The sequence below is a fragment of the Zhongshania sp. genome, from assembly GCF_041623545.1.
Taxonomy (GTDB): domain Bacteria; phylum Pseudomonadota; class Gammaproteobacteria; order Pseudomonadales; family Spongiibacteraceae; genus Spongiibacter.
This window is the reverse complement of record NZ_JBFJWS010000079.1, coordinates 1-11,680: the sequence shown is the minus strand read 5'-3', so window position 1 is coordinate 11,680 and position 11,680 is coordinate 1. Positions and strand designations below refer to the sequence as shown.

At 49.3% G+C, this 11,680-nt stretch carries 9 protein-coding genes; 3 read left to right on the top strand and 6 right to left on the bottom strand.

What is annotated here, in order from left to right:
* The 3 genes from ABYT30_RS09435 to ABYT30_RS09425 form a co-directional block, all read right to left on the bottom strand.
* A partial coding sequence (locus tag ABYT30_RS09435) for a hypothetical protein (protein ID WP_373096193.1) occupies positions 1–762 on the bottom strand: 762 nt, incomplete at its 3' end.
* Positions 759–1,463, bottom strand: a complete 705-nt coding sequence (locus ABYT30_RS09430) for a hypothetical protein (RefSeq protein ID WP_373078883.1) — start codon at positions 1,461–1,463, stop codon at positions 759–761. The genes ABYT30_RS09435 and ABYT30_RS09430, both read right to left, overlap by 4 nt.
* 95 nt (positions 1,464–1,558) lie before the next feature.
* Entirely contained in the window at positions 1,559–4,033 is a 2,475-nt protein-coding gene (locus ABYT30_RS09425) for a TonB-dependent receptor (RefSeq protein WP_373078881.1), read from the bottom strand.
* 327 nt (positions 4,034–4,360) lie between these two features.
* Between ABYT30_RS09425 and ABYT30_RS09420 the strand changes: the two genes are divergently transcribed.
* Positions 4,361–4,939 (top strand): TetR/AcrR family transcriptional regulator, encoded by a 579-nt coding sequence (locus ABYT30_RS09420; RefSeq protein ID WP_373078879.1) that lies wholly within the window; start codon positions 4,361–4,363, stop codon positions 4,937–4,939.
* Positions 4,940–4,951: 12 nt separating this feature from the next.
* Here ABYT30_RS09420 and ABYT30_RS09415 read toward each other — a convergent pair whose 3' ends face one another.
* Both ABYT30_RS09415 and ABYT30_RS09410 read right to left on the bottom strand, forming a co-directional pair.
* The gene (locus ABYT30_RS09415; protein ID WP_373078877.1) at positions 4,952–5,527 is read right to left on the bottom strand and encodes a TetR/AcrR family transcriptional regulator; all 576 of its coding nucleotides are present in this window, start codon (positions 5,525–5,527) and stop codon (positions 4,952–4,954) included.
* Positions 5,528–5,680: 153 nt separating this feature from the next.
* On the bottom strand, positions 5,681–8,053 hold the full coding sequence (locus tag ABYT30_RS09410) for a TonB-dependent receptor (RefSeq protein WP_373078875.1): 2,373 nt from the start codon (positions 8,051–8,053) through the stop codon (positions 5,681–5,683).
* A gap of 308 nt (positions 8,054–8,361) precedes the next feature.
* Here ABYT30_RS09410 and ABYT30_RS09405 point away from each other — a divergent pair, with 308 nt between their 5' ends.
* The gene (locus tag ABYT30_RS09405) at positions 8,362–8,850 is read left to right on the top strand and encodes a nuclear transport factor 2 family protein (RefSeq protein ID WP_373078872.1); all 489 of its coding nucleotides are present in this window, start codon (positions 8,362–8,364) and stop codon (positions 8,848–8,850) included.
* A gap of 31 nt (positions 8,851–8,881) precedes the next feature.
* The gene (locus ABYT30_RS09400; protein ID WP_373096191.1) at positions 8,882–9,994 is read left to right on the top strand and encodes an NAD-dependent epimerase/dehydratase family protein; all 1,113 of its coding nucleotides are present in this window, start codon (positions 8,882–8,884) and stop codon (positions 9,992–9,994) included.
* Positions 9,995–10,073: 79 nt separating this feature from the next.
* On the opposite strand, the gene ABYT30_RS09395 is transcribed toward ABYT30_RS09400, so the two are convergent.
* The gene (locus ABYT30_RS09395; RefSeq protein ID WP_373096189.1) at positions 10,074–11,501 is read right to left on the bottom strand and encodes a hypothetical protein; all 1,428 of its coding nucleotides are present in this window, start codon (positions 11,499–11,501) and stop codon (positions 10,074–10,076) included.
* Between the last annotated feature and the right edge of the window lie 179 nt (positions 11,502–11,680).

The following is an 11,680-nucleotide window of genomic DNA, read 5'->3' as shown; positions in this document are numbered from 1 at the left end:
TTCATATTGCGCATTGCCTAGCTCACTCTCGGGCTGCGCTTTTATCGCCTTAAAAATACAAACATAGACAATGATCTGCCAAGGCACGTAAATCACCATATTGAACCAAAACGCCATCAGACCGTCCCACGCAAAAGGGCCAGTTTTGGAAGCCCAAACTGTCGCGGCAAACAGTTCAGTCGCAAACTGCCATGCGGTGTAGTAACCAAGCCATTTTGGCAAAATCGTGTTTTTATCCAAAATAATCGCCAAACTGAGCAGACCCCAGTTAAGGCAAAAACAGCCCAAAGAACCAATAAATGACAGATAGCCGAAGTCATATAGCATCGCCAATATTTCAGGGTCATAGCCAGGCCGAAATGCCCCCAAACCAAAACAAAACATCGGAAATAGGCAGCCCACAATGGCCCCGGTCATGGAACCCGCTAAAAACGCATAGATAAACACGGGGCTAACCGACATGCGCTTTATTTGGCTCACATACATCGCATTACCCACCGCCGACAAGCCCAGGGATAAAATGAGAATGCTGCTTGCAATCAACAGATTTGGCGACTGCATAAATGCCACAATTTCGCTCATATCACTGCTGGGCGAACGCGGTGGCATCATGTAACTCAAGGGAACAAAAACCAGACCAAATAAATTATAAAAAATGGGTATCGACCAAAAGCAAATATACTGATCGAGCTTTTTATTCTGGTACCAAGGCCGTCCCGCTGGCGCAGAAGCAGCCCCGCTACCGAGGGCAAAATCACTCATGACATAGCCCCCTCTTCAGCGGTTTGCTTCTTGGTGACGCCGAGTAAGACAAAGAACATTACCGCGACATACGCCGTGAAGGTTGCCAACCGCAACGAAAACGATAGGCTACCATCCCATGCTAATGGCCCGGTTTTATTCATAATAGCGAAGGCACCCGGTATCATCAGTACCGCAGTGACAACGTTAAAATGCGCCACCCAGCGCGGAAATATCGGCTCTGGCCGCGCATCAAAATAGATACCGAGTGCCAAACATAAATTCTGAACGACGATTAAGCCCGCTGGGGTAATAAAAAAGAACCAGGCCATATCATTGAGCAAACTGAGTAACTGCGGATCGCGGTCAGGTCGGTAAGCTGCAACGCCCCAGCAATAATCGGCGAGTAAAAACGCGGTCATGCCAATACCAACCGAGATAATGTATGAGTATGCCAAGACCGGGCTCGAGTTAGCCATACGCATCATTTGCACAGCGATAATGGCAAAAAAGGGAACGAGCATGGCACCCACAAGATTCACCAATATGGCGACGCCGCGCACGGCCGTTACATTTTCTTGAAAAAACAGACCGACTTGCTCAGGCGTCATCGTCGGCGACATGGCCGGTGAAAAGCCGGGAAACAAAACATAGGCAATCAAGAAAAACACACCCGCAACCGGTGTCAGCCACAGCAATATACCTTGTCCTCGAGTACTCATACCTTCTCCGCTTTTATATTTATTGAATGTACTTATGTGTTATCGCTCCGAATATTTCACTGCAAAATACCTAGCGCAGTTTCATATCAGTACGCCTATTCCCAGCGATAACCCACACTAAAGCCCAGCACGCGCGGTTCGGAATAAATCGAACTACGAATATAGGTGAGGTTCCACTGGTTACTATTCGAGATACGGTAAAGTTCGTTCGTTAAATTGCTGCCATAGAGCTGAATACTGAGCTCCGAGCCGAACACTTGGCTCCAGGCCAAGCTACCATTCAGCAGACCGAAGTCTGGTAGCCACGCACCGGGTTCGCCATCGGGATGGGTCGATGCGCCATATTGCTCGTCAACCCAAACATAGGTCAGCGACGCTTCAAGCTCACCCGCCGTCTCATCGATCGGCAGCAAATAGCGCATAGACGCGCTGTATTGATATTCTGGGGTAATCATAAACGGCAGACAGCTCAACTCCAGCGTACTGCCCCGCTCTTTCTCCTCACCACTGCAATCAACTTGCGGTGTGGCGCCGCCATAAAAAACTTGGTACTCCTGATACTCAGCCTTGGTATAGCCAAAGGTGCCGAGTAAGGTAAGCCGTTCTGAAGCTTGGATCGTCGCGTCTAACTCAAAGCCCGCCACCCAAGCTTGACCAACGTTATAAACCGCCTGGCCTAGCTGAGGCGCCGGACTAGGACTATTAGGGTCCACATAGGCATCAGCAGCCGCTTTCTGTAAATCCTCGTAGTCAGTGTAATAAAGCGCTGTGTTCAAGCGAATCGGCATGCCGCTTTCAAAGTCGGATTTGAAACCAACTTCATAGTTCGTCACAAATTCCGGCTCGTAAGTGTGGTTCTCTGGGTTCACTGAAACAGGGGAAATACCGCCGGTTTTATAGCCTCGACTGACTTTGCCGTAAATAAGTTTTTCGTCAAACTTATAGTCTATCCCTGCGGTATACGTAAGCGCGGAACTCGTTACCGAGGTTTCAAATACGGCGTCCACCAAAGGAAATTGCCCCGAAGCGACCTGTTTAATGGCCGCTGTTCCGGCATTTTTATCCTTGGTATGGCGAACACCGAGGGTCAAGCTCAGCCCCGCAAGGGAGTCAGTCATATTGCCTAGGTCATAAGTCGCTTGGGCAAAGGGCGCAAACGAACTTTTGTTTTGCTCATAGGATTGATTCACCCCCACGAACATCAACGAAGTGCCAACAATCGCGCCCTCGGCCTTGGTCTTTTCGTAGTAGGCACCCAATACAAAGCTGAGCGACTCGTCGAGGGCGCTGCCTTGTAACTGCAGCTCCTCGGTGTAAGTGCGGATATCTGCTTCATCAATATCCTCTGGATTAATGAAGTCATTAATCGCCGCCCGAGAGCCATCTAAATCCCAGCGATAGGAATGCACCATGGTTGAGTAACTAATAATATTTCGCAGGGTTAAATTGTCGTTTAATTCGAGGCTAATATTGTCGAGGATAGTACCGCTCGCGAGGTTATCTTGCGGATCAGCGCTGAGCTGCACTTTCCGCGGTCCTCTGGCGGCTTGCTCGTCAAGAATATCTTGACCACAGTCGTTAGACGGCCCGTAGAAGTTCAGCAATTGACAGCCAAGATTCGCCGGCTGTGCAAGATCCAAACCGGGTATAAGCTGGGTTAAGCCGCCAGCGCCAATCGCACCGGGAATGGCCCTATTCAACCCTTCCCGATTGATATCTTCAATGACCGTTGCCGTGCCGTTGTCCTGACTATCTGAATAATAGGCCATCAGATAGTTTTCAATTTGCTCTGTTGGACGCCACAGCAGCCCAAATCGCACGGTCCAGTAGTCTTTATTATCGTAGTCTTTGCCGGTTACAACGTCCTCGGTAAAGCCGTCACGCTGGTATATTTGCCCACCGATGCGCATAAATAAGGCGTCGTCGACGAGGGGCACATTTAGGAAGCCCTCGATATTCTGGCCAGATAAATCCGCGCCACGGTGATCAGTGAATTTATTTCCGCCAATGGTGATACCGCCTAGCAGGGCGTCTTCCGGCTTATTTGGCTCCAACAGCATCGCGCCACCGGTGGTATTACGCCCAAACAAGGTACCCTGAGATCCCTTTAAAATTTGCACATTGGCAAGATCAAAAAATTTACCCGCCCCGCCTTGATAATTGGCTACGGGATCTGAAGGCATCGCCACCTCAGCAAGGTATATAATAACGCCGGGACTGGCCGCAAACTGTGCGCCTTGGCCCCTGATCGTTGGTGATTCGGTATTGCGCATCTGACTATTAGTACCGACTACCAGCGACGGCACGCGTCCTTGAAGATCTTGTGGACTATTGATCTGGTTACGGCGCAAATCTTCATTGCTGATCGCGGAAATAGCCACCGGCACATCTTGTAAATTTTCCGCGGTGCGCCGCGCCGTCACCACAACCTCTTCGAGCCCACCCTTCCGAGTCGCGCTTAGCGACGACGAAGACTCTGTGGAGTTTGCTAAAGCGGCAGGTACTGCAAGAATACCAGTCATCATCAGGAAACGGGGCAGGCACGCTAGAACACCCGGTGATCTTTCCATGTAAAACCTCATTCTTAGAATTATTTGACCAACTAGCTAGGCTCATACCGCTAAACGCACATCCTTAGCACTAACAGTAGACCTTCTTTTACTTATGGTGCAGAGTATTCCATAGCGAGATTAACAATTCAACTAGCGAAAATTTCATTTTACTAGTTGAATATTTTACGCAAACTCATCATGGTGAGCCCGTGCCGATAAAACTTTAATAGCGTGAAATAGTGGCATGACATCAAATAGATCTTCGGGATTTAAAATTGACTTTACATACATAAGCGTTAATCAAGCGCGGTATAATCACATTAACATTTGACTATGGAGATAGGCTTGCAAGCACTGACAGACCCACGCGCAGTACGGTCACGAAAAGCCTTGCACGATGCAATGCTATCGCTACTCGATCAAAAGCCCTTCGCTGACATCACCATTCGGGAGCTCGTTGCTGAAGCGGGTATCGGCTACAACACCTTCTTCCGCCACCACCCCAGTAAAGATGCACTACTTGATGAAATAGCTGCGGAACAAATCAGCGCCCTACTCGAAATCGCAGTGCCCATTCTCGACGCCCAAGATCTCCACGCCGCCTCGACGGCACTCTTTAGCTATATCGATGAACATCGAATTATGTGGACGACATTAATCACCGGCGGCGCGGCAGGACGAATTCGGGAAGAATTCATTAAACTTGTTCGCTTAACGACTGCACCGCGAATAACTACTCAGGAGAAGGTGCCAATCGACTGCGCCATGTTACTTATTGTCAGCGGTACCATTGAGTTAATAGATTGGTGGTTGCGCAGTGAGACGCCACTCCCCCCGGAACAAGTTGCCGACATTTTCGACCTCGTCGTCGCATCGCCCATTATGACGGCAAATGGCTATGGCGGTTTGAAGAGAGGTGCCTAATTGAGAGCGAGCTCAGGGCTCATAAATAGGCAATAACACCGCCCGCTCAAAGATTTTAGCAACCTTTTTGATCGAGATTGGCCGCGTCTGTCGCAACCACCACGTTAGCAATTCAACTGTTCCGCTAACCACTAAAATAATCCCAGCGTCAGCAGGTAACCATTCAGATTTTTGTTCGGTCTTGGCGGTTACATCTTGCGACAAGCGAATAAACTCTTCTTTAAGCGCCATTGCAGCGCCGCCAGTCAACAGGGTTCGCCATAGTATTCGGTGTTTAGCCACGTAGCTAAATATTGCCAGAGAAGCCTGTTCACTATCGGTCGAATCAAATACTGCGAGCGACAAGTTCACGAGTTGCCGAATTTCCCCAGTCGCCACTTCCTCTAGTAACGCTTCTTTTGAGGGGTAGTGTCGGAAAAATGAAGTCCGGCCGATTCCAGCGACTGCCGTAATATCGGGGATGGTAATTTCTTCAAATGCATGGGTATCCAGCAATTCCAACATCGCGGCGCGCAATGACTCCCGCGTGCGGAGCACTCGCGCATCACTCGTCGAAGAAAAATGGGGTCGATACGTTTTTTTTGCCATAAATTAAACGCTGTTCCGCATGTCAGCACCATCCTCTTTTTGGAAAGCGAATCATACGCGATTTACGCGACAGATAGCGCTTTCAATCACATTCCTGCTTATATTTACATGGAGCTGCGTATTGCCCGTAGCATAGTTTTGCGCATTAGGGGGTTAGAAGCTCCATCGAAAACTACCCAGCACTGTGCGTGGCGGGTTAGGTGCTTTAATCGCAAGTCCAGCGGCTGGAATACCTTCCATTCCTGCATTGTGATAACGCTCGTCAGTGGCGTTTTCAACGCGCAATCCAAGTGACCAGCCTTGGGCTTCGTTGCGGATCCCGAGGTTGCCACTCACGTAAACATAAGCAGGCTGCAATGAGCGCGGATCATTAGATTCATGCAAGTAGCGATCATCGGTGTACTGCACCCCCACACCGGCGACAAAACTAATGTCCTGCATAAGCGGCAACACGATAGAAGGCGTAAAACTCGCCTCCCACTTTGGTGCCTGGGTTAACTCCTCGCCGGTAAGATCACAGCGCGCCTCAGAATCGCCGTCTGTATTCGGCCTATCACTGAAACAAGTACCAATGGGAAAATCAAGATACTCAGAGTCGTTAATACCGAAGGACCCACGCAAACTTAGCCAGTCAGTTGGCAGCCAATTAAAGTCAATTTCTACGCCCTGTACTTGCAGCGCGCCAACATTGGTAACTTGTGCAATCGGCAGAAAACCGCCACCCTCCTCAACTGCAGTTGTGAATAGCTGGAAATCTTCCATTTTCATCAAAAACAGGCCCACATTTAATTCTGCGGCGCCGTCAAGTAGACGCATTTTTGAACCTAGCTCCCACGATTCTACATAGGCTGGCTTCACCGTACGGGAGTCAACAGAGTCAGAATTACTAAAATTATTAAACCCACCCGGCTGAAATCCCTTCGCCCAGCTTAGGTAAAAATTAATATCGTCACTTAAATCAACTTTTAGGCCAAGCTTAGGTGCAGTGTAACGCTCAGTATTACTTTCTACCCCGGTAAACGAGGAGATTAATTGGTCCATCAAACAACACACTCCGTCTTCGGCTTCAACGGTTTGCACCCAGGCTGCCTCCTTGGCGATTTCACTCACTCTAATCCCCGCAAGGAATACCCAATCCTCTAAGAACCGCCAATTAAACTGGCCAAACACCGCCATCTCGTCTTCGATTTGTTCAAAATTGGCGGCGAAGTATTCCCACTTATCTGGGGGTAAAACCCCTAGTACAGGAAAAAATGGGTCGGAACTCTGCGCGGTCATTAAAATGGTGAGCGGCGCATTCAGACGCGTTATGGCATCGGTCGGTTTTTGTTCACGGTTCTGGTAAAAAGCACCGGCTGTAAAATCAGTATTGCCTAATGACGCTCCAAATAGGTCTGCGATACCAAAAAAGCCAGGCAAATCGGGGGATGCAATACGCAATTCGAAGGTGGTCTGACTACTTGCCTCAATGATTTCTACGGTGTTGGCAGGGATAGGCGAATTATCAGAGTCCGCATAGGTTTCGGATTCAAGCCCGGACCATCCGGTAACAATATTTAAGCCCCACTCACCAATGCTAAAGGCGCCGTTCAGTGCAAATGTGTCAATCTGCGATACACGATAAGTCGGACTATCCGTGGAGCCAATTAAATTGCCTTCTTCAAAATCCACATTCGGATCATAGGCAAGTAGTAAATCTTGCCAACGCTCATAGCCTGCGGTGATTTCCCGCGGCGCGCCGCCAAAAAAGCCATCGTCATATTGATAGCTTAAAACCACTGCTCCCCCTGCGATATCAGGAAACTCCAATTTGAATCTAATAGACTCGCGCGATCGCTCACCAAAACCTTCGTCGGCAGTATCCACCGTCGCCGCAGTGGTATTTTTAACGTAGTTGCCATACTCCTCTTTCAAGCCAGCAACGCGAAAATTCACCACATCCGCGATGAGTGGGCCACCGAGTGCAGCTTCATAACGACGACGATCATAAGCACCTTTTTCGGCACTGAATGAACCTGAAAACTCATCACTGGGATTTTCCGTCACGATGTTCATCAGACCAACGGTGGTGTTTGCGCCAAATAATTGCCCTTGCGGCCCACGCAGCACCTCAACCCGCTTCATGTCATAAATTCCTGAAGCAAAGTAGTCCGCTCTAGAGTAGGGCATCTCATCAATAACAATACCTACCGGCAGCGCCAAGCCCCTATTCACAACGGTATTGGTGGCAATGCCGCGAACGCGGGGCTGGATATAGTTTCCGGCAAAATCGACACGCACGTTAGGCACAAACATGGCCACGTCTTGAAGGTCTGCAACCCCTTGCTCTCGCAAAAAGTCGCCATCTAAGGCCGACATTGAAATGGGCACATCTTGTATCTGTTCAGACTTTCGCTGGGCCGTCACAAATACTTCTTCGATTACTGGGCCGCGACTTTTTTGTGTCTCTTCTTGCTGTGCCAGCACCATAGTCGGAAACACAAGGAGCAGGGAAAGAGCAGAAATAGTGCCGGTAGCAAATCTCATTTTTTCTCCAAATATCACAATCGTTGTATTCATTATTTTTAGCGGTCGAGTGGATCAGCCACAATCGACTTGACGTGACGAAGAACAAGAATTAAAACCACAGCGAACTAGCATGCCCTAGACTATACTCTAAATTCATATTTTGTGGTACTTTAGGTTCCACATCATTAAAAACCTAGGCCGCCCCCAGATACCCAAAAGCGCCAAAAAATAGAACAAATAGCGCACAAATATTTAATAATCAATAACTTAACAAACCAAGATCAATAACAATTCATAAAGCTTACTAAAGCACGAGAAATGTAAAAATGACCAATACCGACATACTCGCCGATATAGAAGCCATCAAGCAGCTCAAAGCCCGCTACTGTAGACTGCTAGACAGTAAAGACTGGGAGGCATGGCGAGACTTATTTACCGATGATTTTCATAGCGACACCGCCGAATCCGGCGGCAAAGATATTATCGGCGCTGACGAATTTGTGCGTTTTGTGCGCAGTGCGCTGGGTAAATCGACACGCGCCACAGTCCATCAAGTCCACGCTCCAGAAATTGAAATCATCTCGTCGACTGAAGCCAAGGGAATTTGGGCACTAAACGATATTGTTAGATTTGGCATAGGCCTGAATTTAAATGGCTATGGGCACTATCACGAGACTTACCAAAAAATAGATGGCGCCTGGAAAATCAAATACTCCAAGCTAACGCGTTTGCGCGAAGACGTCTTTAATGGCCTGTTCTCAATTTATATCGCCAATTGGTTCCGCAGTTTCATTATCCGCAAATTACGGAAATAAGCGCATTTAATCGCGACATATGGAGTTGCCAATGAATAGCTGTAAAACAATTTTAGTCACCGGCGCTTTTGGTCAGGTCGGGCAACGCTGCCTGCCCTTGCTACTTGATCAAGGCCATAAGGTTATTGCCCTTGATGTCGCCAATGACAAAACATTAAAAGCCGAAGAAAAAATTCGCACTGAGGCGCAGAGTGATGATAATTTTATTACCATCCACGCCAATCTACTCGACGAGGACGAAATTGCACAACTCATAGTAACGCAAGCACCTGCGGCAATTATTCACCTCGCCGCAATCGTTTCCCCTCCCTGCTACTCCAATCCCTCACTCGCGCGTAAAATTAACGTACAAGGAACTGCCACGCTCATTAGCGCGGCACAACAGCTATCTTCACCACCGCTATTCATCTTCGCATCCAGCTCAGCGGTTTACGGCTCAAGAAACCCCTACAATCAAAGCGGGCAAATCACACTGGCAACGCCAGTGAAACCCATCGAGTGCTATGGCGAAGATAAAATAATGGGCGAATCGCTACTGGCAGCCTCTGGCCTTCCCTACGCCATTCTGCGACTGGCCGGGGTAATCTCTCCCGACGGCATGGGTAATATGCGCGCAGAATATCTCGTTCTGGTTCGCGCGACCCCGCGCGACAATCGGGTGCATGCCATCGATGCCCGCGATGCGGCACTGGCTTTCGTCAACGCGGCCAATTTGGCACCGGAAAATCACAATAAAATATTCCTTATCGGCGGCAATGCCTCGTGCAAAAAAACTCAGCGCGAACTTGAAGACGACGTCATGGAGGTCATTGGTATTGGCCGGCTGGGCGATAGCGCAAGCTTGCCGGGCAACCCCGAAGATGAGCTAGGCTGGAGTTTTACCGACTGGTATGACACCAATGAAGCAGAGGCAGTTTTACAGTTTCAGCAACATGATTGGCACGAAACACTTGAGTGGGTAGCCGCGTCGATAAACCCGGCCACGAGAACAGTGATCCGACTCTTTAGCCCCCTTATTCGCGGCGCGATGCTCGCAATGAATGCAATTCAGCGACAAATAGACAAGCGGGGCCGCTACGCCGACCCCTGGGGTTTAATCACCCAAAAATACGGCGACCGCGTAAAAGTGCCCTGTGACCTTTAAGGGGTATACCGAGGTCACCAGAAAAGGCACCAAGCTTGATGAAATTGAGGAGCATGAGTTACGCGCCCCCCATTTCCAATCAATTAATTCGGCTAGCGGTAAACGCAAATTTCCCCATAAAACCCGCCTTACACTTGCCGGTGATACTATCGCCATCGACAACACCGGTAAACGTCACTTTAAGCTTCATGGGTTTGCTGACACGGTTGATCCAACTGACATTAGCGCCATCAACGCTAAACGCCTCAACGGGAGAGTCCATACCGTCACCAGACTGCACCCCTGTATAGCCGTCTGCGGTGCGCTCAAGGCGCAATTCAGTGAGCTGCGGCCCAGTAGGCCCCTTTACCGCAATCTGCCACTTGCCAGCGAGATCGGCAGCACCGTTGCCGCCACTGCTAGGGATTGGCTCATCGGCCTCTACCAGCGCCATTTCCTGCTTAGGCATTGCCTTTGGCGCAAACACCGAGGTGACCGGTTTTAAATCCGCGTACGTCACGATCCCCGGACGCGCAGCCACCACGGCGGGTATCGCATTAACGACTGGCATAGCTGGAAACATAAATCCGATTTTCATCAACTCTTCCATAGGAAGCGTCATATCATCGGGCAGAATATCAATTTTCATTTTTACCTGTGGCGTTCCCAGTATTTCCACCTGATACGCCATCGCGATGTCCCAGGGCGGTGTAATTTCCTCCGCAACAGTCCACTGCACCGAGCAGTCAATAACCGGATGGCCCTGATACACACCCAGCCATTTGGCGTGAATGCCAGCAACGGTGCCCTTTTTTACATCCCGCCCCGGCACATCGAGGTCTTCAGTGGCGTGAGCAAAATCAACTTCACAGCGAATTGTATCTAACTCGATGCCATACATCTTAGCGACCACCTCCACGGCATCACCAAATGGTAAAGTCGCGCTGCGAATATCATCAGCATGATTTGGATCACCGGCTGGGCGCCCCCAACCCAATTCATTTTGATTCGCGTCAGCAGCCCACAAGCCAATATTAAAAGACTCAGTAATACGAATGAGATTAACTTCTTTACACAAGCCCGATGCCGCCGAGGCCACATTATTAATCCAGCCGGGGTTTACCCCGCTGCCAAATAAACTCGCGCCACCGGCCTGGGCGGCATCTTCCAGCTTTTTCCGCTTAGCATCACCGTAACCATAGCCAGTCATGAAGCTGGCGCTGGTCACAACATTGATGCCCGCGCGCAGTAACTCACACATTTGATCGACATCAGGATACAGGGGCATATGCACCACGCAGTCTGGTTTCAGCGCGATGATATCGTCAAACTTATCCGTCGCCTTAAGATTAATCTTTTTGCCAAGGCCAGCAAGATCACCGACATCCAGCCCCGCCTTCTCTTTGCTAAAAGCAAAAACACCCACCAACTCAAGGTTTGGTCGGTTAAGAATCGCCTTGATTGCCTCTGAGGCAACTTTACCGGTAGTCCACTGCACTACGCGTATTGGATTTGCTGATGTCGACATGATGAAACCTACCCTTCGTCTCGATTAATAAATTATTTTAGGGAACGCTCGGCGCGCAAAATTGTGGAACCTATAGTTCCATATTATAAGTGCCACTGATGCCTGTCAATTGACGACTGCCAAGAGCAGTACTTGCAGCGAGGGAACGAAACGAAGAGCGAAATAAGCAAGTTTCGAGA

What these genes read in the sequence shown, in the direction of transcription:
- ABYT30_RS09430 (WP_373078883.1), bottom strand. Translation starts at nt 1,463, where the DNA reads ATGAGTACTCGAGGACAAGGTATATTGCTGTGGCTGACACCGGTTGCG.
- ABYT30_RS09425 (WP_373078881.1), bottom strand. Translation starts at nt 4,033, where the DNA reads ATGGAAAGATCACCGGGTGTTCTAGCGTGCCTGCCCCGTTTCCTGATG.
- ABYT30_RS09415 (WP_373078877.1), bottom strand. Translation starts at nt 5,527, where the DNA reads ATGGCAAAAAAAACGTATCGACCCCATTTTTCTTCGACGAGTGATGCG.
- ABYT30_RS09410 (WP_373078875.1), bottom strand. Translation starts at nt 8,053, where the DNA reads ATGAGATTTGCTACCGGCACTATTTCTGCTCTTTCCCTGCTCCTTGTG.
- ABYT30_RS09405 (WP_373078872.1), top strand. Translation starts at nt 8,362, where the DNA reads ATGACCAATACCGACATACTCGCCGATATAGAAGCCATCAAGCAGCTC.
- ABYT30_RS09400 (WP_373096191.1), top strand. Translation starts at nt 8,882, where the DNA reads ATGAATAGCTGTAAAACAATTTTAGTCACCGGCGCTTTTGGTCAGGTC.
- ABYT30_RS09395 (WP_373096189.1), bottom strand. Translation starts at nt 11,501, where the DNA reads ATGTCGACATCAGCAAATCCAATACGCGTAGTGCAGTGGACTACCGGT.